This is a genomic window from Agrobacterium bohemicum, assembly GCF_001562555.1.
GTDB classification, from domain to species: Bacteria; Pseudomonadota; Alphaproteobacteria; order Rhizobiales; family Rhizobiaceae; genus Agrobacterium; species Agrobacterium bohemicum.
The window spans coordinates 43,976-69,731 of the sequence record NZ_KQ961031.1 but is presented as its reverse complement, the minus strand read 5'-3'; the positions used below and the strand labels follow the sequence as shown (position 1 = coordinate 69,731).

The 25,756-nt window shown below is 57.1% G+C and carries 19 protein-coding genes and 2 pseudogenes; 9 read left to right on the top strand and 12 right to left on the bottom strand.

Going from position 1 to position 25,756, the window contains the following annotated elements:
- Position 1: 1 nt before the first annotated feature.
- The 5 genes from ATO67_RS15090 to ATO67_RS15070 form a co-directional block, all read right to left on the bottom strand.
- Positions 2–1,063 carry an SPFH domain-containing protein gene (locus tag ATO67_RS15090; protein ID WP_067650896.1) on the bottom strand — a complete coding sequence of 354 codons (1,062 nt, stop codon included), beginning with the start codon at positions 1,061–1,063 and terminating at the stop codon, positions 2–4.
- A 43-nt stretch (positions 1,064–1,106) separates the two neighbouring features.
- Positions 1,107–2,156, bottom strand: a complete 1,050-nt coding sequence (hemH, locus tag ATO67_RS15085; RefSeq protein WP_067651376.1) for a ferrochelatase — start codon at positions 2,154–2,156, stop codon at positions 1,107–1,109.
- 230 nt (positions 2,157–2,386) lie between these two features.
- Entirely contained in the window at positions 2,387–4,324 is a 1,938-nt protein-coding gene (locus ATO67_RS15080) for a 5'-nucleotidase C-terminal domain-containing protein (protein ID WP_067650893.1), read from the bottom strand.
- Positions 4,325–4,524: 200 nt separating this feature from the next.
- Positions 4,525–4,896 (bottom strand): outer membrane lipoprotein Omp10, encoded by a 372-nt coding sequence (omp10, locus tag ATO67_RS15075; RefSeq protein WP_067650889.1) that lies wholly within the window; start codon positions 4,894–4,896, stop codon positions 4,525–4,527.
- Between the two features lie 198 nt (positions 4,897–5,094).
- Positions 5,095–6,543 carry a homospermidine synthase gene (locus ATO67_RS15070; RefSeq protein WP_067650886.1) on the bottom strand — a complete coding sequence of 483 codons (1,449 nt, stop codon included), beginning with the start codon at positions 6,541–6,543 and terminating at the stop codon, positions 5,095–5,097.
- Positions 6,544–6,785: 242 nt separating this feature from the next.
- Between ATO67_RS15070 and ATO67_RS15065 the strand changes: the two genes are divergently transcribed.
- Positions 6,786–7,694, top strand: a complete 909-nt coding sequence (locus ATO67_RS15065; RefSeq protein WP_067650883.1) for a sensor domain-containing diguanylate cyclase — start codon at positions 6,786–6,788, stop codon at positions 7,692–7,694.
- Positions 7,695–7,911: 217 nt separating this feature from the next.
- On the opposite strand, the gene ATO67_RS15060 is transcribed toward ATO67_RS15065, so the two are convergent.
- Together ATO67_RS15060 and ATO67_RS15055 are read right to left on the bottom strand one after the other, a co-directional pair.
- Positions 7,912–8,547 (bottom strand): aminotransferase class IV family protein, encoded by a 636-nt coding sequence (locus ATO67_RS15060; protein ID WP_067650879.1) that lies wholly within the window; start codon positions 8,545–8,547, stop codon positions 7,912–7,914.
- 86 nt (positions 8,548–8,633) lie between these two features.
- On the bottom strand, positions 8,634–10,478 hold the full coding sequence (locus ATO67_RS15055; RefSeq protein WP_067650876.1) for a M3 family oligoendopeptidase: 1,845 nt from the start codon (positions 10,476–10,478) through the stop codon (positions 8,634–8,636).
- 170 nt (positions 10,479–10,648) lie between these two features.
- On the opposite strand from ATO67_RS15055, the pseudogene ATO67_RS15050 reads away from it, so the two are divergent.
- The 4 genes and pseudogenes from ATO67_RS15050 to ATO67_RS15040 all read left to right on the top strand — a co-directional run.
- Positions 10,649–11,837, top strand: a pseudogene (locus ATO67_RS15050) (sigma-54-dependent transcriptional regulator); the annotation flags it as partial.
- A gap of 173 nt (positions 11,838–12,010) precedes the next feature.
- Positions 12,011–12,211, top strand: a pseudogene (locus ATO67_RS23885) (helix-turn-helix domain-containing protein); the annotation flags it as partial.
- Positions 12,212–12,418: 207 nt separating this feature from the next.
- Positions 12,419–14,320 carry a peptidoglycan L,D-endopeptidase MepK gene (locus ATO67_RS15045; protein ID WP_067650870.1) on the top strand — a complete coding sequence of 634 codons (1,902 nt, stop codon included), beginning with the start codon at positions 12,419–12,421 and terminating at the stop codon, positions 14,318–14,320.
- Between the two features lie 481 nt (positions 14,321–14,801).
- A complete protein-coding gene (locus ATO67_RS15040) occupies positions 14,802–17,009 on the top strand; it encodes a hypothetical protein (RefSeq protein WP_067650867.1) in 2,208 nt (735 codons plus the stop codon).
- Between the two features lie 70 nt (positions 17,010–17,079).
- Here ATO67_RS15040 and pyk read toward each other — a convergent pair whose 3' ends face one another.
- Together pyk and ATO67_RS15030 are read right to left on the bottom strand one after the other, a co-directional pair.
- Positions 17,080–18,519 carry a pyruvate kinase gene (pyk, locus tag ATO67_RS15035; protein ID WP_067650864.1) on the bottom strand — a complete coding sequence of 480 codons (1,440 nt, stop codon included), beginning with the start codon at positions 18,517–18,519 and terminating at the stop codon, positions 17,080–17,082.
- On the bottom strand, positions 18,519–19,001 hold the full coding sequence (locus ATO67_RS15030; RefSeq protein ID WP_067650861.1) for a DUF1036 domain-containing protein: 483 nt from the start codon (positions 18,999–19,001) through the stop codon (positions 18,519–18,521). The genes pyk and ATO67_RS15030 overlap by 1 nt, the downstream gene beginning before the upstream one ends.
- Positions 19,002–19,195: 194 nt before the next feature.
- Here ATO67_RS15030 and ATO67_RS15025 point away from each other — a divergent pair, with 194 nt between their 5' ends.
- The 3 genes from ATO67_RS15025 (at position 19,196) to ATO67_RS15015 (ending at position 20,701) form a co-directional block, all read left to right on the top strand.
- The gene (locus ATO67_RS15025; RefSeq protein WP_067650858.1) at positions 19,196–19,984 is read left to right on the top strand and encodes an N-formylglutamate amidohydrolase; all 789 of its coding nucleotides are present in this window, start codon (positions 19,196–19,198) and stop codon (positions 19,982–19,984) included.
- Positions 19,985–19,996: 12 nt separating this feature from the next.
- Entirely contained in the window at positions 19,997–20,302 is a 306-nt protein-coding gene (locus ATO67_RS15020) for a DUF1244 domain-containing protein (RefSeq protein ID WP_067650854.1), read from the top strand.
- 141 nt (positions 20,303–20,443) lie between these two features.
- Positions 20,444–20,701, top strand: a complete 258-nt coding sequence (locus ATO67_RS15015; RefSeq protein ID WP_103089095.1) for a DUF2312 domain-containing protein — start codon at positions 20,444–20,446, stop codon at positions 20,699–20,701.
- 89 nt (positions 20,702–20,790) lie between these two features.
- Here the strand turns inward: ATO67_RS15015 and ATO67_RS15010 are convergent, their stop codons facing one another.
- Together ATO67_RS15010 and ATO67_RS15005 are read right to left on the bottom strand one after the other, a co-directional pair.
- Entirely contained in the window at positions 20,791–22,743 is a 1,953-nt protein-coding gene (locus ATO67_RS15010) for an acetoacetate--CoA ligase (protein WP_067650850.1), read from the bottom strand.
- A 124-nt stretch (positions 22,744–22,867) separates the two neighbouring features.
- Positions 22,868–23,809, bottom strand: a complete 942-nt coding sequence (locus ATO67_RS15005; protein ID WP_067651373.1) for an alpha/beta fold hydrolase — start codon at positions 23,807–23,809, stop codon at positions 22,868–22,870.
- Between the two features lie 383 nt (positions 23,810–24,192).
- On the opposite strand from ATO67_RS15005, the gene ATO67_RS15000 reads away from it, so the two are divergent.
- Positions 24,193–24,675, top strand: a complete 483-nt coding sequence (locus tag ATO67_RS15000) for an Hsp20 family protein (RefSeq protein ID WP_067650847.1) — start codon at positions 24,193–24,195, stop codon at positions 24,673–24,675.
- A gap of 31 nt (positions 24,676–24,706) precedes the next feature.
- Here the strand turns inward: ATO67_RS15000 and ATO67_RS14995 are convergent, their stop codons facing one another.
- Positions 24,707–25,735, bottom strand: a complete 1,029-nt coding sequence (locus tag ATO67_RS14995; RefSeq protein ID WP_067651370.1) for a bile acid:sodium symporter family protein — start codon at positions 25,733–25,735, stop codon at positions 24,707–24,709.
- Positions 25,736–25,756: the final 21 nt, after the last annotated feature.

Below are 25,756 nucleotides of genomic sequence, written 5' to 3'. Positions count from 1 at the left end.
CTCATCTCTCCGAGGACGGGCCGAACGGATTGTTGGGGATGGTCACGTTGATGGTCTGGCCTGTTGGACGACTGGAAGAGGGTGGAATGGAGCTGCGCTGTCTTGCTGGCGCAGGTGTATCAGGTGCTGCCGCACCATCGCTGTTCTTGCCGAACACTTCCTTGGCAATGGCACCGATGCCGCCGAGCGAACCGATCAGCGCCGAGGCTTCCATCGGCATCAGCACGATCTTGGAGTTCTTAGCGGTGCCGATTGCGGCCATGGCTTCGGTGTATTTCTGCGCGATGAAGTAGTTGATGGCGTGAATGTCACCGGCTGCAATGGCTTCAGAAACCATGCGCGTGGCGTTGGCTTCGGCCTCGGCCAGACGTTCGCGCGCTTCGGCATCACGGAAAGCTGCTTCGCGCTGGCCTTCTGCCTCGAGAATGGCGGACTGCTTGGCACCTTCGGCACGCAGGATCTGTGCGTTTCGCGAACCTTCTGCCTCCAGGACCTGTGCGCGCTTTTCGCGCTCTGCCTTCATCTGGCGGGCCATGGAATCCACAAGGTCTTTCGGCGGTGCGATGTCCTTGATCTCGATGCGGGTTACCTTGATGCCCCATGGGCCGACGGCTTCATCGACCACGCGCAACAGGCGGTCGTTGATGGCATCACGGTTGGACAGAAGCTCGTCCAGATCCATAGAGCCCATGACCGAGCGGATGTTGGTCATGGTCAGGTTCTGGATGGCAAATTGCAGATTGGTGATCTGGTAAGCTGCCTGCGCGGCGTTCAGCACCTGATAGAAGGCAACGGCATCTGCCGAGACGCTGGCATTATCCTTGGTGATGACTTCCTGCGTCGGGATATCCAGCACCTGTTCCATCACGTTCAGGCGCGCGCCGACGCGCTCGATATAGGGCGTGAGGATGTTAAGACCGGGTTCCATCGTGCGGGTATAGCGACCGAAGCGCTCCACCGTGTAGCGATAGCCCTGTGGTACTGTCTTGATGCCCGCAAAGAGCGTCAGAATAACCAGGCCGACCGCCACAATCACGACGATATCGAAACCACTCAGATCCATCACGGCATTCTCCCAATACTAAAACGCGGGTTTAAAGGCTGGTTCATACCCAGCCCTGCAACTCCCGACGTACAACTTTTTCGAGAACTCTCATACCCTCGGCGCTGTCGTTCAGGCAAGGAATATGTGAAAATTTCTCGCCGCCGTTGTGGTGAAAGCTTTCGGCCGCTTCTTCGGCGATTTCTTCCAGCGTTTCCAGACAGTCGGACACAAAGCCGGGATTCATCACCGCAATGCGCTTGACGCCTTCGGTTGCCAGCCGCTCGACGGTCTTGTCGGTGTAGGGCTGCAACCATTCTTCCGGGCCAAAGCGGGACTGGAAGGTGATGAGGAAGCGGTCCTTGCCGAGGCCCAGTCTTTCGCGCAGCAGGCGTCCCGTCTTCATGCATTGGCAATGATAGGGATCGCCCTTTTTGAAATAGGATTGTGGGATGCCGTGGAAGGAAGCGATGATCTTTTCAGGCTCCCAGTCCAGCGTCGCCAGATGCGATGTGACGGAGTTGGCGAGTGCATCGATATAGGTTTCGTCATCGTGGTAAGGCGGCACGGTACGCAGCGCTGGCTGCCACCGCTGTTTCATCAGGTGCTCGAACGCCTTGTCGTTGACGGTAGCAGTCGTGGCTGCCGCATATTGCGGGTAGAGCGGAAACAAGAGGATTTTCTCGCAGCCCTGATCTTTCAGTGCATCGATACGCTGGGCGATGCTGGGTGTGCCATAGCGCATGCCCCAATCGACCACGACATTGGGCAAATCCTTCAAGGCTTGTCCGAGAAGATCACCCTGATTGCGCGTGTAGGTGCGCAAGTAGCTTTCGTTGAGCTCGTTGTTCCAGATCGACTGGTAGGCTTTGCCGACTTTCTGCGGACGCTTGTTCAGCACGATGCCGTAGAGGATCGGATACCAGAACAGGCGTGACCACTCGATGACGCGCTTGTCGCTCAAAAACTCGGCGAGGTAGCGGCGCATGGATTTATAGTCGGTTCCATCTGGCGTGCCGAGATTGACCAGGAGGACGCCGACCTTGCCGAAGGCAACCTTCGGGTGGTCTGCCGGGAGGTGATTTGCGGGAAGTGTAGAGGTATCTGCGAGCATAAAAACGTCCTGAACCTGCATTGCGTAACAAGCCATACGGCTTGGTCTTGGCCTTGGATCATCTTGTAAAGCATCCAGCCCGCAATCTGAATTGATTTCTGTTGGTCACGGCCTGACATTTCAACGGCTTGGGGCCCTTTTGCCGTGTCCAAAGGACGCATGGCCCAAATCCGCAAAGAAAAAGCCGGCCCGCATGTGCGAGCCGGCTCGTTTTATCAGGCGCCCTACGATCAGTTTGCAGGTACGTTCAGCTCTTCACCGATCTCGATATGGTTTGGACGCTTCAGCGCGTTGGCTTCGGCGATCTTCTTCCACTCTGCGCCATTACCGTATTTTTCAGCGGCGATTTTCCACAGCGAGTCACCACGTGCAACGACGTATTTCACAGCTGATGAAGCCGTTGTGGTGCTGGCGGCAGGTGCCGGTGCTGCCGGAGCAGTGGCCATTGGAGCAGGCGCTGCCGGGGCCGGAGTGGTTGCAGCGGGTGCCTGTGCGGTTGTTGCTGGAGCAGGGGTGGTGGGCTTTGCGGCTTCCTTCGGCGGCGCTACGTAGTCGGCTGGTGTTACGTCCATTACGCGGCCATCGGTGTAGGGCTTGTAAGGGCTGTGAGCACCGATATAGGCGGCAACCGCGTCTTCAAGGCTTGGTCCGAAGTCATATGGGTTGATGGCCTTGGTGGCGAAGGTCTTGAAGCCATCACCGCCGGTGCGGGTGTAGTTGTTCGTCACCACGCCATAGGTCTTTTCAGGGTCGAGCTTGACGAAGGCATCGCCTTCCTTGACCTCGACGGAGACGATGCGGCTGCCGGCTGGCTTGGAACGGTCGAAACTGTATTTCAGACCTGCGGTCTGCACGAAGCGGCCCGCGCCTTCCTCGATCTGGCCCGCGCCATTTTCAAGAGCGGCAAGCAGATCTACGCCCTTGATCTGGAAGGTGGCAACGGAGTTCTGGAATGGCAGAACAGTCAGCACTTCGCCCATGGTCACAGGACCGGCATCGATGGAAGCGCGCAAGCCGCCGCCATTCTGGATGGCGATGGTGATGCCCTGATCCTTCACGCGGTCGAGCAGCGCGTCGGACACCAGGTTGCCCATAGTGCATTCCTTAGCGCGGCAAACTTCACGAGAGCCGTCGATGGCGGCTTCGCTGGTGCCGATTTCTTTCTGCTTCATCTCTTCGAGCGGAGCGGCCAGTTCGGTCACGCGCTTGGTGAAGGCTTCGTCAGGCGTGACAGATGCGTCCAGCAGCTTTGGTGCGCCGCTGGTGGATTTGACGACGCCGTTATCGTCAAAGGTGACCGTCAGGTCGCCGAGATATTTGGAGTAGGCATAGGCCGTCACGATCGGCACTTCGACGCCGGAGGGGTCTTTGACAAGCGTAGGGTAGGGACCTGCTGCTTTGGGATCGGTGCTGGAGAGCAGCGTGTGGCTGTGGCCGCCGACGATGACGTCGATACCATCCACCGAGCGTGCGATGTCCTGATCCTTGACGTAGCCAACATGCGAAAGAAGCACGATCTTGTTGACGCCCTGATCCTGGATTTCCTTGACGGCACCCTTGAGGTACTCGATCTCGTTTTCAAACGTCACCTTGTCGCCGGGGGAGGAGGTTTCGTTTGTGTCTGTGGCCAGCACGGAAACGACAGCAACCTTCTGGCCGCCCATGTCCTTGACGATGTAGCCCTTGAACTTGTCCTTCAGCTCTGAACCATCGGCAATCTTGGTGTTGCCGGAGATAATGGGGAATTTCACGGCATTGATGAGTTTCAGCAGTTCTGCCGGACCATCATCGAACTCGTGGTTGCCAATGGCCATGGCATCAAAGCCGATGCCGTTCATGAATTCGGCAACGGGGCCGCTCTTGTACTGTGTGTAAAACAGGGAACCCTGGAACTGGTCACCGGCATCCAGCACGAGAATGTTGGCATTGGCGCCAAGCTCGGTGCGGCGAGCGTCGATGGCGCTTTTCACACGCGCGATACCCCCAAAGCATTCCTTTTTGTCGGCTTCTGCTGCGGAGCAGGTGGAGTCGGATTTGTTGATCGCCTCGATGCGCGAATGCAGATCGTTGATGTGGAGAATATTGAGTTGGTAATCGGCAAAGGCCGCGCCGGCGGAAAGTGCAACGACCGATGCGGTCATCAGGCCAAATCTCAAAATCCTGTTCATCGTTCTGTCTCTCCTGTTAAGCAAAAAGCTGAAGGGCTCGTCCCTGCCATCATAGCTAGTCTGAATATGTGTCAGCCGTTCAAAGGTGATGTTTTCACCTCAAGTCATCTGCTGCAAGTAGAAATATGACAGGGTCGCACAAATAAAAACGCGCGCTACACGCGCGCGTTGAAATTAAACATGGAGAGGACTGAGAGCGATCAGCCCTGACGCGTCAGTGTGAACTGACCGTTCGTGTCGGTCGTGCAGTTCAGCTGCGCACGTGAAATGAGCGCGCAATTGACACGCGACTGGGTGTTGCGCACCAGCGAGGTCATGTTGATCTCATAAAGTGTTGGTGAGAGCGTGACGTAGGTGCCGGATGCGAGCAGGGTATTGCTGTCGGTAGAACGGGTGGAGAAGGCACCAGCCTGGAACGTAGAGACGATGCCGTTCTTATCAACCCAGCGACCGTCAACGGCTGGTCCCTGTGGCATGGCGGATGCCATGGGGCGCGGGGATGGCGCGTTAGGAGCGCATGAAGAGGCGGCAATTGCGGCCAGAACCAAGGCTGCGCCTGTCTTGAAATTCATCTCTTTCGTCTCCTGCGATGCTTGTCGATCCCGTTGAAAAGATCATGGATGGAAGTTGACTTTATTGCAAGCGAACGAAGCCCGCTATGCACCGGTTCCCGGCAGTCTCGACAAAATCGGCAGCGTTGCAAAACTGCACTAGGCAGCGTCGCAATCCTTCAAATGCCGCGCTGCGTCACTTCCAACCTCTCGGTCCATTCAGCCGCGCACGAGAATGTTGCGAAACTGCCATGCATCGTCCTTGTCGATATCATCGGGGAAAAGGCCCGGCCGGCCATCCAGCGGTGTCCAGTCCGTGTAGTGACCTTCCACTGCGCCGAGGTAGCGTCGCTGGATGTTGAGGCAGCGGCGATAATCCACCTCATCAGCCTCGACAATGCCGGCCTGCGGGTTTTCCAGCGCCCAGACCATGCCTGAAAGCACAGCCGAAGAGACCTGGAGGCCAGTTGCATTCTGGTTGGGGGCAAGCTTGCGCGCTTCTTCCAAGGTCAGGCGCGAACCATACCAATAGGCATTCTTTTCATGGCCGTAGAGGAGAACACCGAGTTCATCCGAACCGTCGATCAACTCGTCTTCCGTCAGCACGTGCTGCACGGGTTGGGCGTTGCCGCCATTTCCGAACATTTCATATAGCGACAGCACGGCGTCGTTGCACGGGTGATAGGCATAGTGGCAGGTCGGGCGGAAATCGATATTGCCGCGCTTGTCGCGCACGGTGAAATAGTCGGAAATCGAAATCGCTTCATTATGCGTCACCAGCAGGCCGTATTGGGCTCCAAGCGTGGGGCACCACGTGCGCACGCGGGTGGTGGCACCGGGCTGGTCGAGAAAAATGGCGGCCTTGCGGCCTTTTTTCTGTTTCTTTGCGTTTTTCGGCATCCACTTCTCGTGGCTGCCCCAGCCGAGTTCGGCTGGCTGCATGCCTTCGGCGATGAAGCCTTCGACGGACCATGTGTTCCAGAAGGTGTTGAAGGGCTTCGGCTCCTTGGCGCGTTGCGTATCGCGCTCGGCAATGTGGACGCCCTTGACGCCGAGTGTCTGCATCAGCCGCGCCCAGCCCTCGCGGTCATCGGCTGCGGGTTCTTCAAATTCAAGGCCTGTGTCGTGTGCCAGATTGACCAGCGCCTGTTTGACGAACCATGAAACCATGCCGGGATTGGCGCCGCAGGTGGAAACCGCCGTCGTGCCGCCGGGGCGCTTGGCCTTTTCCTTCAGCATCGTTTCGCGCAGCGTATAGTTCGTTCGTGCGGAGTTGTCGGCGTCGGTATCGAAGTAAAAACCGGGCCAGGGCTCCACCACCGTGTCGATGTAGAGCATGCCGTATTTACGGCAGAGCTTCATCAGTTCGACGGAGGAGGCGTCGACCGAAAGGTTGACGCAGAAGCCTTGGCCTTCGACGCCTTTAACCAGAGGCTTCATCACATCCTTGTAATTTTCCTTGGTTAGATGTGCGCGTATATGCTGGATGTTGCGGCTTTGCAGATAGTCCGCGATATCTTCTCGTGGGTCGATGACAACAAGTCGGGACATATCGAATTTGAAATGTCGCTCGATCAACGGAAGCGTGCCGCGCCCGATCGAGCCGAAACCGATCATGATGATGGGACCGGTAATTTCGCCGTAAATCGGGTGCTCAACATCCGTCATTCTGAATTTCCTCTTTAAATGCAACGTCTAAGCTAGATGATTAGTCTGTAACAATAAAGGGTAGCCGGATGACGGGCGTATGAAGACTGTGAGAAAGGTAAACCGATCAACCCCGGTTTTTATGAAATCATCGATATAGCTTGGTACTACGCATTTCCCGCCCAGCCACTATAATGGGGATGGGCATAGGTATTTTCAGTTTCCCAGAGGGGGCAATCATTGTGCGTCAGGAGACTGCCAATTTGGATAGTCTGATCGAGCGCGTCATCGCGCTCCAGGATATGACGCCTGTTTTTATTGCTCTTTATGATACGGACGACAGACTACGCCACGCGAACCGTGCCTTTCGTGAAGCCTTCAACGTAAAGAGCGACGTCTTTCCGACCTGGGGCGAACTGTTGCGGGCGAATTATCACGATAAAAAAGGCCTGATCATCACGACCGATGATTTTGACCCCTGGCTTTTGTCGGCACAATCGCGCCGGGGCAAACTGCCGTTTCGTGGGCTGGAACTGGATTTGCACGATGGCCGCTGGATATGGATGACCGAGACGGTGCAGGAAGATGGCTGGATGCTGTGCGTCGGTAGCGACATCACCGAGCTCAAGCAAAACCAGCGCAGCCTGCGTCAGGACCGCGACATTGCCCTGCGCGCCGCCCAGACCGACGAATTGACGGGAACGGCCAATCGACGCTTCGTTTTCGCCAAGCTGGCTGTCCAGATCGAAAACGTCCAGAAAGGCATCGAAAGCCCGTTCGGGCTGTGCGTGATGGACATCGATTTCTTCAAGGGCATCAACGACCGTTTCGGGCATCAGGGTGGCGATGTGGTCTTGCGTGATTTCGTCAAGATCGCCCATTCCACGATCCGTCGTTCCGATTGCTTCGGGCGCGTCGGCGGCGAAGAGTTCATGCTCATCATGCCGCGCACCAATCTGGCGGAATGCGTGGGTATCGTGGAGCGCCTTTTAAAGACGGTCAGCGCCTCCGCTCCCTTCCCGGGGGTGGACGATTTTTCCTATAGCTGTTCTGCGGGTCTTGCGCTGTATAAGCCAGGGGAGAGCGGCAGTGATCTCTATCACCGCGCCGATCGCGCGCTTTACGCGGCCAAGCAAAAGGGCCGCGCGCGGGTGGAGTGGTTGTTGGAGTGAGAGATGGTGGACTCAGTGGGTGGGGCTTACCCCCCTCTGTCCTGCCGGACATCTCCCCCTCAAGGGGGGAGATCGACTCGTGGTTAGCTCTCGACCATATTGAAGGCCGCGGATAGTTTTGGACGTGTGCGTCTTGCCAATCTCCCCACCTGTGGGGGAGATGCCCGGCAGGGCAGAGGGGGGTAAGCCACGCCCGCCATGGTCAGTTTGATCGACCTCAAACCAGTTCCGCTGCCACCAACCCATGGAGCGAGTTGCCCACAAACAGTTTACGGCCCTTCAGATCTTCCGGCCTTAGTGCCTGTCCACGCGCCTTGCGTTCCCGAATGAGATCGGCGCGCAAAACGCCTGGCAGAATGCCGCTATCGAGTGGCGGTGTCAGCAATTGCCCTTCCGCGCCCTCCACGAAAATGCTGGTGGTAGAGCCTTCGCAGATTTCGCCGCGCTCGTTCAAAAGCAGAACCTCATCCGCCTCTTTGCTGGAAAATTCGGCGCGTGCTGCATCGTAAGGCTCGCGGCGAGAGGACTTGTGGCGGTAGAAGGTGTCGGCAGAATCGAGCCGTGTCTTTTGCGCGATCCGGACGCGCCAGATGGCGTCGGCTTTCAGGGGAACAAAGGGTTCGGCAGCAATGTCGAGTTCGCCCTTGTAGTTCATGACGACGCGCACCGTCAGCGGTGCGGTGCCGCTGACGGCTGCGTTAAGCGCTTTGACCGTGTCTGCAGGTGCACGAAAACCCAGCGCATCGGCAGAGCGCAGCAGACGGCGCAGATGCTGTTCCAGCCGCCGGAAACCGGTATCCGGTTCCCATCGCAGGGTTTCCCTCAAGGTCAGGTCGGCCGGTTTGCGTTTCATGATCTGCGTCCGTCATGCGGTTTACGTTAGGTAAGGCATAAAAACCGACCAAGCTTGCCCGAAATGGGAGCTTCGTCGGTTTCTTGCTACTCTTTGTCCAGCCCTTCCAGCTCGTCTATCAAGCCTTCGATCATCGACAGGCCCTTGTTCCAGAAGGACGGGTCGGTGGCATCGAGACCGAAGGGCTTCAGTAATTCGGAATGGTGTTTGGTACCGCCAGCCTTCAGGAGCTCGAAATATTTGTCCTGAAAGCCTGTGTCCGCATTCTGATAGACGGCATAGAGCGAGTTGACGAGGCAATCGCCAAAGGCATAGGCGTAGACGTAGAAAGGGGAATGGATGAAGTGGGGAACGTAGGTCCACCAGTTCTCATAACCTTCGGAAATCTTGATGGCCGGTCCAAGGCTTTCCTGTTGAACGGAAAGCCACAGTGCACCGATCTGCTCGGCGGTCAATTCGCCTTCCTTGCGGGCGGTATGCACTTTGCGTTCGAACTCGTAAAATGCAATCTGGCGGACGACCGTGTTGATCATGTCCTCCACCTTGCGGGCCAGCATGTCCTTGCGCTCACCTTTGTTATTGGTACCATCCAGCAGCTTGCGGAAGGTCAGCATCTCGCCGAAGACCGATGCTGTTTCAGCCAAGGTCAGCGGCGTTGCGCACATCAAGGCACCCTGTCCACCTGCTAGCACCTGGTGCACGCCGTGGCCAAGCTCATGCGCCAGCGTCATCACGTCTCGTGGTTTGCCGAGATAGTTGACCAGCACGTAGGGGTGCGCAGACGGCACCGTTGGGTGGGCGAAAGCGCCTGGTGCCTTGCCGGGACGAGCAGGGGCATCGATCCATTCTTCGTCGAAAAAGCGGCGGGCGATATCGGCCATCTCAGGCGCGAAATCGCCATAAGCTGATAATACCGTCTCCTTGGCGTCTTCCCATGGAATGATGGCGTTGGAGCTATCGGGCAGGGGCGCATTGCGGTCCCAATAATTCATCTGCTCCATGCCAAGCCATTTGGCCTTCATCTTGTAATAACGATGCGACAGGCGCGGATAGGCTTCGGTCACGGCCTGTGCCAAAGCGTCGACCACTTCGCGCTCGACCCGGTTGGCCAGATGTCGGCTATCGGCAATGTCCTCGAACTTGCGCCAACGGTCGGCAATTTCCTTGTCCTTGGCAAGCGTGTTGGTGATCAGCGTGAAGACACGCAGATTATCCTTGAAGGTTGCGCTGAGTGCTTCCGCCGCCTTTTTGCGGATTTCCGGGTCTGGCTCCTGAAGCAGGTTGAGGGTGCGTTCCAGAGCAAGGCTTTCACCATCCACGATGAAGCGCAGATCCGTCATGGTTTCATCAAACAAGCGGTTGAAAGCGGCGGCACTGGTCATCGATTTTTCGAGAAACAGTTGCTCCAGCTTGTCGTCCAACTGGTGCGGCTTGTCCTTGCGCAGGTCTACGAGCCACGGTTTGTAGTGACCGGCCTGCGGATCGTTCGCCATGGCGGCGTCGATGGTCGCATCATCGATGCGGTTGAGTTCCAGCGCAAAGAACAGCAGATGCGCCGACATATCCGTCAGTTTCGACTGCGCATCGCCATAAAGCTTGCCGTTGGCGGGATTGGACGTGTCGGAAAAATATGTCAGGCCTGCAAAGGAGCCAATGCGGCCAAGAAGATCGTCCAGTGCCTCATATTCCTTCAAGGCAGCACCAAGACCTTCGTTACCGGAAAGCTTTGCCGCAGCTTCAAGCTTGCCCTTCCACTTAGCTTCGAATGCCTTTGCATCGATCGCAGCCTTTTCCAGTGCGCCCTTATACTCCGCTGAATCGGCGGATGCATAGAGATCGGAAAGCTTCCACGTCGGGAGATCGCCCAGGGCTGCACTTGCTGCTTCTGCGGGGGAAAAAGCGGGCAGGGGGATCGAAGTCTTGAAGGTCATTCTTGGTTTCCTCTTTATCTCTGCAGCAAAGCATATGGGAGCCACTGTTTCCCGTGGCAATGCATAAAATGCAAGCTAATCTCAAAACTCGATGTTCAAGCCTTCCATGTCACATTCGGTTCAAAGGGTCTGCATGAAGCGGGTCCATAAACCGGAAACCGGAGCCTGACATGACAGCGCAAGTACTCGTTATCGATGATGATCCAGTTCAGCGCCGCCTGCTTAAACAAGCGGTGGAGCGTTATGGACACCAGCCAATCCTTGCTGAAAACGGCCGGGTGGGGCTGGAGCTGTTGAAGCAACACAGTGGCGATATCAGCGTTATCGTTCTTGACCTGATGATGCCGGAGATGGACGGGCTGTCCTTCCTCAAGGCTGTCGGAGAGCTTGGAACCGATGTGCCTGTCATCGTGCAGACGGGGCAGGGCGGTATCGATACCGTGGTGCAGGCCATGCGCGCGGGTGCATTTGATTTCGTGGTCAAGCCGGTTTCGCCGGAACGCATCGGCTCCGCCATCGCCAATGCTCTGAAGCTGGACCAGCGCGAGGCGAAAGCCCGCACGGGCAAACGTTCGCGCAATCACGCCGTCAATTTCAACGATATCGTCTCGGCCAGCCCGGCTATGCTGCGCGTCATCGAGCTTGCGCAACGTGCGGCCCAGTCCAATATTCCTGTCGTGCTGGAAGGTGAATCCGGCGTTGGCAAGGAAATGATTGCGCGCGCCATCCAGTCCGGCAGCGACCGTTCGGGCAAGCCTTTCATCACCGTTAATTGCGGTGCGATTCCGCACAATCTGGTGGAAAGCATTCTTTTCGGCCATGAAAAGGGTGCCTTTACGGGTGCTACGGAAAAGCACATCGGCAAATTCATGGAAGCCGATGGCGGCACGCTGTTCCTCGACGAGATTGGCGACCTGCCTCTCGAAGTGCAGGTAAAACTTTTGCGCGCCGTGCAGCAGGGTGAAATCGAAACCGTTGGTTCGGCCCGGGTTCAGAAGGTCAATGTGCGGCTGATTTCGGCCACCAACAAGGACCTCATCGAAGAGGTTAAGGAAGGCCGCTTCCGCGAAGACCTCTATTATCGCCTCAACGTCTTCCCCATTACCATTCCGGCATTGCGCCGCCGCAAGGAGGACATTCCTTATCTTGCGCGTGTGTTCGCCGAACGCTTTTCCGTCGAGCAGAAATTGCCGCATGCGCTGAGCGTCAGCGCCGGAGCCTTGGCGCTGCTAACAGCCTATGACTGGCCGGGCAATATCCGCCAGCTGGAAAATGCCGTGTTCCGCTCCGTCGTTCTTGCGCAAGGCGACGAGCTGACAGAAGCGGATTTTCCGCAGATCGCGTTTCAGGTACCAGAATTTGCCGGTGACGTCGGTGACTACGACGCTCCGCATCGCCCGACGGAGCGTTCGCTGCTCGTCGCTCCGCCACCGACGGATATCAGAAGCAACGCCGCCGACATCATGTCGGTCATGGAAGCGATGACAACCGAAGAAGAGCGCTCATCGGCTTCGGTCTTTCCGGGCGGTAGCCTGATTGCCAGCACCGATAACACTGGAGATGTCCGCAAGATATCTGACATCGAGGAGGAACTGATCCGATTTGCGCTGCGATTCTATCGCGGTCAGATGAGCCAGGTTGCCCGTAAACTCGGCATCGGACGCTCCACACTATACCGCAAGTTGAAGGATTATGGCATTGATCCGGATAATCCGCTTCGTGACGCCGCTTAACCGCGGCGTATCCTTCTTAAATTAGCAAATACGATATTTGTTAACTCCTGGGCAATGATATTCACTTACGGTCTATAAACCTCTTGTTAGTATCGCGTTCACTATATAGAGGATGAATGTCCATGTGTGGCAAAATTGCCATCGTGTGACCGTATTTGAGGTTCATGTGGGGCAATGTGACGAATTGTCTGCCAGGCGGGGATCAAATTGCCTTATCTGCATCGGAATATCGCGCTCTCGGGCAAGATAGCGCGCGGCTTGATCAAAGAGATCGGCACGAAGCTGTCGGCACGCGTTGTGACATGCGTCTGCCTGATGGTGGCTGCGCTTCCCGCTTTAGGCATTTCGGCGACGGAAGCCGCCGCCGAAACACGCAGTCTCAAGCTCTATTATATCCACACCAAAGAAAAAGCCGTCATCACATTCAAGAGAAACGGCAAGTACGACCAGAAGGGTCTGCAGGAGCTGAACCGCTTTCTGCGTGACTGGCGTCGTAACCAGCCGACCAAGATGGACCCGCGTCTTTTCGACCTCGTGTGGGAAGTCTATCGTCGCTCCGGTGGCACAGACTATATCAATGTCGTTTCTGCGTTCCGTTCGCCTGAAACAAACGGCATGCTGCGTTCGCGCACCAAGGGTGTTGCCAAGAGCAGTCAGCACACGCTCGGCAAGGCCATGGACTTCTACATCCCTGGTGTCAAACTCGCTCGCTTGCGTGAAATTGCCATGCAGATGCAGATCGGTGGCGTTGGTTTCTATCCGACGTCCGGTTCCCCTTTCGTGCACCTCGATGTCGGCAGCGTTCGTGCCTGGCCGCGCATGAGCCGTCAGGAACTTGTTCGTATCTTCCCGAAGGGCAATACCATCCACCTTCCAGCCGATGGCAAGCCTTTGCCGGGTTATGAGCAGGCGATGGTCGATTACAAGAGGCGCGTGAGCTCTTCTTCCGTTCAGGTTGCCAGCACCGCTGGTTCTGGCCCTGCGGGTTCGTCATCCGGTGGCAAGCGCAAGACGCTGCTGGCCGCACTCTTTGGTGGCGGGGATGAGGACGAGGATGCCGAAAGCATCGTGACGCCACAGCCCGCATCCCGCTCTGCGGCTCCAGCACCGGTGGCTCAGGAAGCTGACGAGGAAGCACCTGCCGCAGCCGTTGCCGTTGCATCCGCAACGCCGGCTCCAGCGGTTGCCGATGCACCTTTGCCAACTGCGCGTCCGGCATTCCGCAATGATGCTGGTCAGACGGGGCTTGCAACCGCGCTTTATTCGCCAAACCGCAACCCTGCTCAGGACGCGCTTCAAGCCGCAACCATGCCAACTCCAGCCGCCGCCCCCGCAGAGCAGCAGTTTGCCGATTTGGCGCAATACTCCATTCCTGTGCCGACGCTGCTTGGACCGCGCCGCATGAAGGGTGATGCCGACGACTCTGTCATGACGGCAGCACTTGGCTCCGAAGATATGCCTGGTGACCTACTCGCCGCGCATGTGCCGGTTCCCGCAAATCGCCCAGCTGTCGCAGAAGCGCTTCTCGCTTCCGCCAATGCCAATGTGGACGGTCAGGAAGACGAAGCCGACACGCAGCAGGCTAGCCTCTCGCCGGTTGTCGTCGCTGCGCTTGAGCAAAGCGGTCAGGACGCTCGTTCGGCCATAACCGCGACGGCCATGCCGAGTGCTGCTCAATTCCCTGCCGCCATCAGCCGCACCGCTTCTGCTCAGCCTGCCGCCAAGCCTGTTCACATGGCAAAGGCCGATCCAGTGACTGCAGCTCGTGACGAGCAGGTGTATGGCGATGAATTCGATGTGAAGCCGCGTGGCAACAACAGCGGTCTGACTGCTGGCCTGCCGACCAAGGGTGCACGCCCCAGCAAGCAGGATGCTGCTGTTTCTGAAAAAGCCATGGTCAGCGGTGGTCGACTGACGCAGGAAGCAATTTCCGACTGGGCGTTGAGCCAGGACAAGGGTGTCACGGGTCGCGCGGTCAAGGCGCCACGCGTCGTCAACAACCGGATGCTCAGCCACGACATGTCTGCATCTGCGGCGACCGCAAGTTTCCGTCCAGGTGCTGCGGCCATCGAGTCCAGCCGCTTCAGCACACCAATCAAGATGCCTTAAGCTAGGCACCTGTTGGTCGTAACGACTTCAAAACCGCCCCGCTATCTTGACGATAGCGGGGCGGTTTTCGTTAAAACGTCCACTGGTTGCGCCAACTGTTCTATAATGCTTTAAGGCGAGCTTGACGTGAAGTATCAGCGCTGTTAACCTGCGATTCATTCTGTAATATTCGTTGGTGACTTAAAATTTCCGCCTGCAATACTACAGCTTTACGAGGCAATAGTTTACTCGTGGCGCAGGGGTGGAGGTTCTTAAATCTCTGCTTGCATGAAGCATCTTCATTGCGCCGGTTCTCGCGAACCATGTTCCTGAAAATTCGCTATTTGCGTCACGTGTTTTGGTGCTTGCCGGTTCGGCCATCGCCATCTGTTGTGTCGACCGATGCTGCATTTGCCGGAAGGTAATGCTTTGTCGCAATGTCGGGGCAAGATTCGTGGCGTAAAGATCGTTCTTGACCAGTAATTGATGGTATCGCGCGCTCATGGCCTCTGAAATTGCTTCTCTCCCCACTCGGCAGATCGCTCTGCTTTCGACGGCTACCGTCGCTTCGCTGACGGCGAGCGATCTGGGCGAGCTCAGCTCCGCGCAAATAAAGGCGTTCACCTCCGCCCAGGTGGGTGCGTTGACCACGTCGGTCGTGTCGTCGCTGACCACGAAGGTCGTCAGTGCTCTCGCACCGAAATCCATTACGGGATTGACGTTGAACCAGCTGACGGCGCTTGGCACGACGCAGGTTTCAGGCATGACCACGGGGCAGGTGAAGTATCTCTACGCAAGTCAGCTCGAAGGATTTTCCAGCGCGCTGATCGAGGCCCTGAACACCGCACAGGTTTCCGCCTTTAGCAGTCAGCAGGTCGCAACGCTATCGGCAGCAGAACTTAACAGTTTCACCGACGAAGAAATTGCATCGATCAAGAAAACCTCCATCGCAGGGCTGTCGACCGCCGCAATGGCAGGGCTGGCAACCGACAAGATCGCGTCACTGACCACGGTCCAAATAGCAGCGTTGTCGACGGACCAGATGAGGGCACTGAGCTCGACGCAGCTTTCGGCACTGACACCAAGCCAGTTTTCGGCCCTGACGACGAAGCAGATCGCCGGGTTCTCCACCGATGTGATCGCTTCTCTTAGCGGCTCAAAGCTCGGCGCCATGACGACGAAACAGATCGCTTCGCTCACGGCCGAGCAATTCAATGCCTTGACCTCTACCAGCCTTGAAGGCTTGACGACGACACAGGTTGCCGGGCTGAAATCCATGCAGGCCGCCACATTGACGGCCGACGAACTCAACAGCTTTACCGCAGAAGAGATCGCATCGTTGAAGAAGGCGGCGGTTGTCGGACTGACAACGGCAGCCATTGCAGGCCTCACAACCGATAAAATCGCTGCTTTGACCGCGACACAGGTCGCGGCTTTGTCTTCCAGCCAGATGGGCGCTCTGAGCTCCGCCCAACTCGCGGCTCTGGAACCAAGCCAGTTTGCTGCCATGACGGCAAAGCAGATTGCCGGACTTTCGACCGCCGCGATTGCCAATCTCGAGGGGTCTCAGGTTGCGGCCATGTCGACAAAGCAGGTGGCGGCGCTAACGAGCGTGCAGTTCGAGGCTTTGACTTCCAGCAGCATCGAAGGCCTGACGACGAAACAAATCATAGGGCTGAAGTCACAGCAGGTTTCGACACTTTCCGAGGACGAACTCAATAGCTTCACGCTCGAAGAGATTGCGTCGTTGAGCAAAACTGCGCTGAAAGGCCTGACGACGACAGCGCTTGCAGGCCTTTCGACAGACCGGCTCGCCGCATTGACGACGGTACAGATTGCCAGCCTGTCGTCGCAGCAAATGCAGGCTCTCAGTTCCACGCAACTCGACGCGCTGACGCCGACGCAATTTTCAGCCATGTCGTCAAAACAGATCGTAGGCCTTTCAACAAGCGTGATGGCCAATCTGGATGCCGACGACCTGGCGGCCTTCACAACCAAACAGATCATGGCATTGTCCACCAATCAGTTCGATGCCCTCAGCCTCGCAAGCATCGAAGCCCTGACCAAGGGCCAGGTTGCCGGGTTGAATGCCAAGCAGGCCGCAACATTGTCTGCTGCGGAACTGAACAGCTTCAGTGCCGAAGAAATAGCGTCACTCAAAAAGGCGACGCTGACGGGTTTGACGACATCAACGATTGCCGGTCTTTCGGATGAGCTGTTCGCATCTTTGACGACAACGCAGATTTCAGGCCTGTCATCCGACCAGATGAAGGCAATCACGCCAACGCAATTTGATGCGCTGACAACGCAGCAGTTTTCGGCGCTCAGTTCCAAGCAGATCGCCGGTCTTTCCACCGCGACCATCGCCAGCCTGGATAGTATCAAGGTCAGCGCTTTGACCACAAAGCAGATCAGTGCTCTGACGGCTGAGCAGTTTGCGGCATTGAGCGCAGACGGCATCGAGGCATTGGGCACGGCGCAGGTTGCAGCGCTGAACTCCAAGCAGGTTGCGACATTGGATGCTGACGAACTCAACACGTTCAGCACATCCGAAATAGCACTGATCAACAAAACAGCGATTGCCGGATTGTCGACATCCGCGCTTGAAGGCCTCAGCAGCGACAACCTCACCGCTTTCACCACCAAGCAGGTTCAGGCCATGAGCCAGGCGCAGGTCCACATCATCATCGCTGCATATCAGGAAAACTGATGTCTTTCTCGCACGAATGAAAAAAGGCGCGGCCTATGCCGCGCCTTTTTCGTTGCTTCAAAATTCCTGATTATACGCCACTCTGGCCGTCAGAGCCGATATAGGCGATGCGGACCATGTTGGTTGCGCCGGGGGTGCCCAGGGGAACGCCAGCCGAGATGATGATGCGGTTACCGGGCTGGCCAAAGCCTTCGTCCACAACGATGCGGCATGCGCGGTTGACCATGTCATCCTGGTCACTGGCATCGCCGGTGACGACGCAGTGCAGTCCCCATACGACGGAGAGGCGTCGAGCGGTCTGAACGATCGGCGACAGGGCGATGATCGGCACCTGCGGACGCTCGCGCGCAGCACGAAGACCCGTCGTGCCTGATGATGTGTAGGTGACGATGGCGGTAAGGCCCAGCGTTTCAGCAATCTGGCGCGCGGCGAGCGAAATCGCGTCGGCACCGGTTGCTTCCGGCTGCGGGCGCTGCGCGTAGATGATGTTGGAGTAGTAAGGATCCTGCTCGACGGTGCTGGCAATCGACGCCATGGTGGAAACGGCTTCGACCGGATAGTCGCCAGAGGCGGATTCGGCAGACAGCATGATCGCATCGGCACCTTCGAACACGGCGGTCGCCACGTCAGATACTTCGGCGCGCGTCGGAACGGCAGCGGAAATCATCGATTCCAGCATCTGTGTCGCCACAACAACGGGCTTACCAGCCTTGCGACATGCGCGTGTCAGCTGCTTCTGAATGCCGGGAACGGCTTCCAGCGGCATTTCTACGCCGAGGTCGCCGCGGGCAACCATCAGCGCGTCGGACAGCGCAATGATTTCTTCGATGCGCTCGACAGCCTGCGGCTTTTCGATTTTGGACATCAAACCGACGCGGTTACCGGCGATCTTGCGCACTTCGACCAGATCTTCCGGGCGCTGCACGAAGGAGAGCGCGACCCAATCGACTTCGTTGGTTGCCAGAACGGCATCGAGATCGACGCGGTCCTTGTCGGTCAGAACGCCGACGCCGAGCAGCGTGTCGGGCAGGCTGATGCCCTTGCGGTCGGAAATCTTGGTGCCCGAAACGACTGTGGTGACGATGCTCTTGCCGTCGCATTTTTCAGCGCGCAGATGCAGCTTGCCATCGTCGATCAGCAGGCGGTCGCCGGGCTTTACGGCTTCCAGGATTTCGGGATGCGGCAGGAATACGCGGTTGTTGTCGCCGGGGGCTTCGTTGTTGTCGAGCGTGAATGTCTGGCCTGCCACGAGATCGACCTTGGTGTCCGCAAATTTGCCGACACGCAGTTTCGGGCCCTGAAGGTCGGCCAGAATGCCGATGGGGCGGCCAACGCGGCTTTCGACGGCGCGAATACGCTGGATGAGGCTGCGCATCACATCATGGCTGGCATGGCTCATATTGATGCGGAAGAGATCGGCGCCCGCCAGATGGAGCTTCTCGATCATTGCCTCATCGGACGACGCAGGACCGAGAGTTGCAAGGATTTTGACTTTGCGGTTACGCTTCATCAGTTCTGACTTTCCTGTGTACCTGGCGTGTCCGAAAGCTGGACCATCCAGCTTCCCTGTCTGCCCGTATCGTATTCCTTGAAGCCCATTCGCTGGAAACTACGGGCGTAACAATCGTCGACACCGTTGATCTTGAACTCGTTTTCGGCAACGCACATGTTGACGTCGCCTGTCCATCTGCCGCCGCGCGCTGCATCTTCGGCATAGAGATAATAATAGCGTGACTGTAACTCACCCTCTATCAGGGTGGCGCATGTGGAGGCCGGAACCTGCCACCAGCCTTCGCTGATCCAACCACCCTGAGCACGGTAGCCGATGGCGACGCCCACAAGGTTCTGTGTGCTGTTGCAGACACGAAAATCCGCCAATGCCGGTTCTGCAAGAAGAAGCGGTGAGGTGAAGAGGGTGGCTGCGCAAAACAGGCGGATAGCGCGTCGGTGTTTTTGAAGCTTAGCGGAGAATGTCTGTGTCACGGCTTCCATCCGGATTCCATGGTTATAAAATGAGAACACTTCTTGGCGCGGACGTCCAAGAAAGTCAACGCAAGTTCAATCGATTGTATCTGTATGGAATATCGTGAACGGTAGTAGTGGCGGCATCTGGGCCAACCCAACTTGCGCGTGGCATCAAGCCATGGCATCAAGCGTCTCTCCCTTATCGGCTCTAGAAATCAACAATGTCAGACTTCCAGCCATACGAAATTATAGAAGGCGATTATGACAAAGGCATGGTTCTGCTCGCAGATCATGCCATGAACCTTCTTCCGCCAATTTACGGTAATCTCGGCCTTCCGCAAGCCGCTTTTCAACGCCATATCGCCTTCGATATCGGCATCGAAGGCCTGACGCGACAGCTCGCTGCCAAGCTTGGTGTGCCTGCAGTGATGAGCCGTTTTTCGCGTTTGCTGATCGATCCCAATCGCGGCGAGGACGATCCGACGCTGGTCATGAAAATTTCCGATGGCGCGATCATTGCGGGCAATCATCCCATGACGAAAGAAGAATGGGATCTGCGCCTGAACACCTATCATCGTCCCTATCATCAGGCGGTCGGATCGGTTCTGGATAGAGTTGCCGGGCAGTCAGGCAAGGCACCGCTGGTGCTTTCGCTGCATTCCTACACACCGTTCTGGAAAGAAACCGCTCGTCCATGGCATGCCGCCGTTCTGTGGGATACGGACCATCGCGCCGTCCTGCCACTGATCGATGGTTTGCGCGCAGCGGGCGATATTCTCGTTGGTGACAACGAGCCCTATGATGGCGCGTTGAAGGGTGACACCATGTATCGCCATTGCATGGTCAAAGGCATTCCACATGCACTTCTGGAAGTGCGGCAGGATTTGATCGCCGATGAGGCGGGCATTACGGCCTGGAGCGAGCGTCTTGCCCCTATTTTCGCCGCAATGAACGATGATCCCGCCTTGCACGACTACCAGCAGTTCGCCTCGCGGACAGGACCATATTGAGCGGAGAGCATGATGAGCGAACTTGACGACATCCAGAAAACAGAACTGGAAGCGGCTGCTTTTCGCAGGCTTCTCCAGCATTTGCGCGAACGCAGCGATGTGCAGAACATCGATCTCATGAATCTGGCCGGTTTTTGCCGCAACTGTCTGTCCAACTGGTACGCGAAAGCGGCAAAGGATGCAGGCCACGACGTGAGCAAGGATGTGGCACGCGAGATGGTCTACGGCATGCCTTATGACCAGTGGAAAAGCCTGCATCAGGGCGAGACGAGTGAGGCACAGAAAGCCGCATTCGAGCAAAACAGACCGAAGGAATAGGGTGTCATCACCCGAAACGGCTTGACGTGAGGCTCGCAGGCGGGCAGTTCACCAGCCGGGAATTTTGCTGCCTCAACGGCAGCGGGCGAAGATGTCGCCAAGTGACGAACAAGGCCGTGAGCCGCCACCATAAAGGATAGAATGATGGACGAAACAGCGACAACCGAGACCGTAGCCGCCGCCGAACTGCGTCAGTTCATCGAGCGTATCGAGCGCCTGGAAGAGGAAAAGGCTGCAATCTCGGGCGATATCAAGGACGTGATGGGCGAAGCCAAGGGCCGTGGTTACGACACCAAGGCCATCCGCACGATCATCCGCCTGCGCAAGAAGGACGCCAACGAGCGCATCGAAGAAGAAACGATTTTGCAGACCTACATGGCTGCACTCGGAATGGAATAATTCGGGACAAGGCTGGGCAGGCGCTCAGTCGAAATCTTATCATGGCGGCGTTATTTGCGCCGCCATTTTCTTTCGGGGGCGAGGGTGGACTACGTCTGCAACTCAATGCGATTTGCAAAATGCGACAGCGCGTCGGGATTTGCCAAAGCCTCCATGTTTTTTACCGTCCGCCCGTGGACGACCTCGCGAACGGCAAGCTCGACGATCTTTCCTGACTTGGTGCGCGGAATATCCGGGACGGCGATGATCTTTGCCGGAACGTGGCGAGGAGACGCGCCTGCGCGAATCTTATCGCGGATCGTCTTAGACAAACGCTCATCGAGAGCGATACCAGCTGCCAGTCGCACGAATAGAACGACCCGAACATCGCCTTCCCAATCCTGGCCAATGCAAATTGCCTCTTCCACCTCCGGAAGCTGTTCGACCTGATTGTAGATTTCAGCCGTGCCGATCCTGACGCCGCCCGGATTGAGCGTGGCATCAGAGCGGCCATGGATGATCAGCCCGTCATGCGACGTCCATTCCGCGAAATCCCCGTGACACCAGACATTGTCGAAACGCTCGAAATAGGCCGCCTTGTATTTCGCCTTATCCGGGTCGCTCCAGAACATCACGGGCATAGACGGGAAAGCTTTGGTGCAGACGAGTTCGCCTTTGACCTCACGGAGCGGGTGCCCCTCTTCGTCCCAGACGTCAATGGCGAGGCCCAGCCCCGGCCCCTGTATTTCGCCGCGCCACACCGGGGACAAGGGGTTGCCAAGCACAAAGCAGGACACGATGTCGGTGCCACCGGAGATCGACGCAAGCTGAATGTCGGCCTTGATGCCCTCATAGACGAATGAAAAACCCTCCGGCGACAAGGGTGAGCCGGTGGAGGTCATCAGACGGAGTGACGTCAGGTCGTGGGTGGTAATGGGTGTGAGGCCGCTCTTGCGGACGGCATCGATATATTTGGCTGAGGTGCCGAAGACCGCAAATTGTTCATCACGCGCATAATCGAACAGGACGTTGCCGTCAGGTGCAAAGGGGGACCCATCATAGAGGCAGATGGTTGCCCCGGCCGCCAGTCCTGCCACCAGCCAGTTCCACATCATCCAGCCACAGGTCGTGAAATAGAAGACGCGCTCGCCCGGAACGACACCGCAATGCAGCCGGTGTTCCTTCATCAGTTGCAGCAGCGAGCCGCCGGCGGAATGGACGATGCACTTGGGAATGCCCGTCGTTCCCGAAGAAAACAAAATGAAGAGCGGGTGGGAAAAGGGTAGCTGCGTGAACTCTACGGGTTTTGCTGCGAACGGTTCGATGAAGTCTTCCAAGAGACGCGCACCGTCGGTTGTTTCAAGTGCGGACGTCACGCCACCGGCATAGGGTACGATCAAGGTTGGGCAGCCGAGACGTCGGGCAATGGCTCCTACCTTATCAGCGACGTTCTGGAGCTTGCCATTGTACCAATAGCCGCTGCAGGCGATGAACAGCTTGGGCTCGATCTGCCCGAAGCGATCCATCACGCCCTGTTCGCCAAAGTCGGGGGAGCACGATGACCAGATGGCGCCGATGGATGTTGCCGCCAGCATACAGGCCACCGTTTCAGGCAGGTTCGGCATCATCGCGGCGATACGATCGCCCGGTTCGATGCCAAGCGCCATGAATGCCTGCTGTAGCTTTGAGACCTGTTCATGCAGTTGGTCCCAGGACCAGCGGTCCGACGCCCTGTCTTCCGCACGGAATATGATGGCATCGGTGCTGCCCTTGGTGGACAGCAGATTTTGGGCAAAATTCAACGTGGCATCGGGGAAAAATGCTGCGTCCAGCATCTGCTCGCCGTTGATCAGTGCCCGCTCTCCACGATGTCCCTTGATTTCGCAGAAATTCCAAACCGCCGTCCAGAAATCGGCACTGTGATCGACCGACCATGCGTGCAAATCCGAGTAGCTGGCCATGTTTTGCGCGAAGGTGGCGTTACAATGCCGCATGAAGGCATAGATTGGCGTCGACCGTTGAAACGCGTCTGATGGCGTCCATAGAGGCGTGTTGTCTGTCATCTGTCTCCTCCCCAGGATATCAGGCTTTTGGGCGCGCAATATCTGCCACGCGGCGCGAGCGCGCGTTCAAGTCTTGCAGCATTGTTTTTATCTTGCCAAGCCTTGCAGGCGTCGGACTTTCAGATCAGGCATCCGGCGCGAAAAATGCGTCGATGGCGGCTAGCGCCTGATTGCGATAGACGTCTCGCTCCAGCAGCAGTTCGTGGCGCGCACCCGTGACAGGAATAAGTTGCGCTGCCCGGAAGTTGCGTGACAGCTCTTCCTGCGCCGCATAGGGCGTGATGGCATCCAGCACCGGAGCCAGAAGCAGCGTGGGTACGGTGATTTTGGTGAGGTGATCCTGCCGGATGACCCAGGGCATCGTTTTCAGCACTTCAAAAAGCCAGCGCGCCGTGGGTGCGCCAATGAAGAGTTCAGGATGTTCGAGCCCGATGGAGGCATTGCGGGCAAAGCGAACCGGGTCCGAGGTCAATGGGTTGTCCTCGAAATGCCGTTCGCGCTGGTCTTTTCCGAGTTGAACACCGCCGAGGCCGACCATGCTGAGGCACGTGGCGACGGCTCTGATCCAGGGTTTCGGCACGGATTGCCCGCCAAGCGTGATGAAGGGCGCCGTCAGCACCATGCGTTCTATGCGGTTGGAGAGCGTGGGTGCCATGGACAGTGCCGCAAGCCCACCGGTGGAATGGGCAATCATGAAGAATGGCAGGCGCGTATCCGGCAGAACGACCTGCTCCAGAAACAGCGAAATATCCTTCTGGTAATCGGAAAATCGTCGCACATACCCGGCATGGGCTTTCTTCAGCAGCCGCTCCGATCCGCCCTGGCCGCGGGTATCGAAGGTTGCGATCCAGAAACCCTTGGCGGTGAGATCATTGATCGTCTCGAAATATTTCTCGATACATTCATTGCGGCCATGCAGCAGAACGATCGTGCCGCGTGCCACGGACTGACTGGAGCGAAAGACCGCATAGCGCAGCTTCTTGTTTTTATGACCGTTGAAATAGCCTGCGAAATGGTTTTCAGGCACAGGGTTGCCCTTGGTCGCATGCAGGATGGCTTCGGTCATGGATGGTGGTTCCGACTTGGCACTGAAAAGGTGTTTCACAACGGGATAAGTTGCGCGTCTTTGCACGTCAAAGGAAAAATTGCCGGAACCGTCGGGCTTAGCAGTCGCGGTTCCGGCGAATGTGACAGAAGAAAGGGACAATATCTTCTGTCGCCGGAGGTTGTCTCCGATGTCCCGATGAATAGCGCCTTGAAAGTGAACGATTTCGGAACCGGTTGTTCAGATGGGGTTCAGGCATATTCAGCGTCGATTTATCTCTTGAACTTGTTCAAAAGCCTTCCCATCTCTTGGTTACGGTCGCCAGAACGGGGCCGTATCCGGGTCTTCACCGCCCATTCGGGGTGAAGACTTTAACCGCAAACAGTCGCTCACAGGAGGACACCATGCGTCACGTTGATTTTTCACCCCTTTACCGCTCCACAGTTGGTTTCGACCGCCTTTTTTCCATGCTCGACGGCATTGGCCAGCCGGAACAGGCGCAAGCCTATCCGCCCTATAACATAGAGCGCACCGGTGAGAGTTCCTATCGCATCACCATGGCAGTAGCCGGTTTTGACGAAAGCGAACTGAGCATCGAATCCCGCTCGAATGTTCTGACCGTCAAGGCTGAGAAGGCAGAAGAGAGCAAGGAGAGCGAAGGCGAGTTCCTCTATCGCGGCATTGCCAAGCGCGCCTTCGAGCGCCGCTTCCAGCTTGCCGATCATGTCGAAGTGCAGAACGCTTCGCTGAAGAACGGTCTGCTGCATATCGACCTTCTGCGCAACATTCCAGAAGCCATGAAACCGCGCCGCATCGCGATTGTTTCAGACGTGATGGATGAGCCAAAGCAAATCGAAGCGCAGGTCACGCCTTCTCAGGTCAACTAAGCCTGTATCGTAAAGTCTGATGAAACGGCCCTCATTGCAGGGCCGTTTTTGTTTGTTCTGGCGAAAGCGCAATCTCTGCGTTTTTTTGCAGTTCGATCTTCTTCGCCTTGCTGGCATATCGTTGCGCAATCACGGCGCAGGCCATCAACTGGATCTGGTGAAACAGCATGAGAGGCAGGACGATCGCGCCGATGCTCTGGCCCGCAAAGATGGCCCCTGCCATCGGTACGCCACTCGCCAGGCTCTTCTTCGATCCGCAGAAGGTGATGGTGATTTCGTCTTCTTTGTTGAAGCCAAGTAGGCGGCTGCCGAACATGGTGATGCAGAGGACGACGGCGAGCAGAGCCATGTCTATGCCAATGACGACGCCGATGTCGCGCAGGGTAAACTGGTGCCAGATGCCTTCGATGACAGCTTCACTGAACGCGAGATAGACGACCATCAGAATAGAGCCGCGATCCACGGGAGCCAGCAGCTTTTTGCGGGCGCGAATCCAGTCACCGATCCATGGCTGCAGGACTTGACCTACGATGAAGGGTGCCAGCAATTGCAGGAAAATCTGTCCGAAGGCCTCAAGCGAAAATCCACCGCCATGGCCGCCCACGGTAAACAAAAGGCCAACCAGCAGCGGCGTCAGGAACATGCCGAAAATATTCGATGCCGAAGCCGAGCAGATTGCGGCGGGAACGTTTCCGCCAGCCATCGAGGTAAAGGCGATGGAGGATTGCACTGTGGATGGCAGGACGCAGAGAAACAGAACACCCATGTAGAGCGGCGCAGGCAGAATGCTCTGGGGAATATAACCCAGCCCGACGCCGATCAGCGGAAACAGGCCGAAGGTGACGAACAGAATGACCAGATGAAGACGCCAGTGCAGAACGCCCGCGATCACCACATCGCGGGACAAACGCGCGCCGTGAAGAAAGAAGAGCAAAGCGATCGCGCATTTCGTGGCGATACCAAAGTATTCTGCGGCTTGCCCGCTGACGGGCAGGAAGGAAGCGATGATGACGGTGGCGACCAGCATCATGGTGAAGCGGTCAGGCAGGAAGCGGCTCATGATGGCGTGCTTTCGTTTTTC

Bases quoted from the DNA above. Each gene is read 5' to 3' on its own strand.
- ATO67_RS15070 (WP_067650886.1), bottom strand. From the start codon at position 6,543: ATGACGGATGTTGAGCACCCGATTTACGGCGAAATTACCGGTCCCATC.
- ATO67_RS15055 (WP_067650876.1), bottom strand. From the start codon at position 10,478: ATGACCTTCAAGACTTCGATCCCCCTGCCCGCTTTTTCCCCCGCAGAA.
- ATO67_RS15040 (WP_067650867.1), top strand. From the start codon at position 14,802: ATGGCCTCTGAAATTGCTTCTCTCCCCACTCGGCAGATCGCTCTGCTT.
- ATO67_RS15030 (WP_067650861.1), bottom strand. From the start codon at position 19,001: ATGGAAGCCGTGACACAGACATTCTCCGCTAAGCTTCAAAAACACCGA.
- pyk (WP_067650864.1), bottom strand. From the start codon at position 18,519: ATGAAGCGTAACCGCAAAGTCAAAATCCTTGCAACTCTCGGTCCTGCG.
- ATO67_RS15080 (WP_067650893.1), bottom strand. From the start codon at position 4,324: ATGAACAGGATTTTGAGATTTGGCCTGATGACCGCATCGGTCGTTGCA.
- ATO67_RS15005 (WP_067651373.1), bottom strand. From the start codon at position 23,809: ATGACCGAAGCCATCCTGCATGCGACCAAGGGCAACCCTGTGCCTGAA.
- ATO67_RS15010 (WP_067650850.1), bottom strand. From the start codon at position 22,743: ATGACAGACAACACGCCTCTATGGACGCCATCAGACGCGTTTCAACGG.
- ATO67_RS14995 (WP_067651370.1), bottom strand. From the start codon at position 25,735: ATGAGCCGCTTCCTGCCTGACCGCTTCACCATGATGCTGGTCGCCACC.
- ATO67_RS15060 (WP_067650879.1), bottom strand. From the start codon at position 8,547: ATGAAACGCAAACCGGCCGACCTGACCTTGAGGGAAACCCTGCGATGG.
- ATO67_RS15020 (WP_067650854.1), top strand. From the start codon at position 19,997: ATGAGCGAACTTGACGACATCCAGAAAACAGAACTGGAAGCGGCTGCT.
- ATO67_RS15000 (WP_067650847.1), top strand. From the start codon at position 24,193: ATGCGTCACGTTGATTTTTCACCCCTTTACCGCTCCACAGTTGGTTTC.
- hemH (WP_067651376.1), bottom strand. From the start codon at position 2,156: ATGCTCGCAGATACCTCTACACTTCCCGCAAATCACCTCCCGGCAGAC.
- omp10 (WP_067650889.1), bottom strand. From the start codon at position 4,896: ATGAATTTCAAGACAGGCGCAGCCTTGGTTCTGGCCGCAATTGCCGCC.
- ATO67_RS15015 (WP_103089095.1), top strand. From the start codon at position 20,444: ATGATGGACGAAACAGCGACAACCGAGACCGTAGCCGCCGCCGAACTG.
- ATO67_RS15090 (WP_067650896.1), bottom strand. From the start codon at position 1,063: ATGGATCTGAGTGGTTTCGATATCGTCGTGATTGTGGCGGTCGGCCTG.
- ATO67_RS15025 (WP_067650858.1), top strand. From the start codon at position 19,196: ATGTCAGACTTCCAGCCATACGAAATTATAGAAGGCGATTATGACAAA.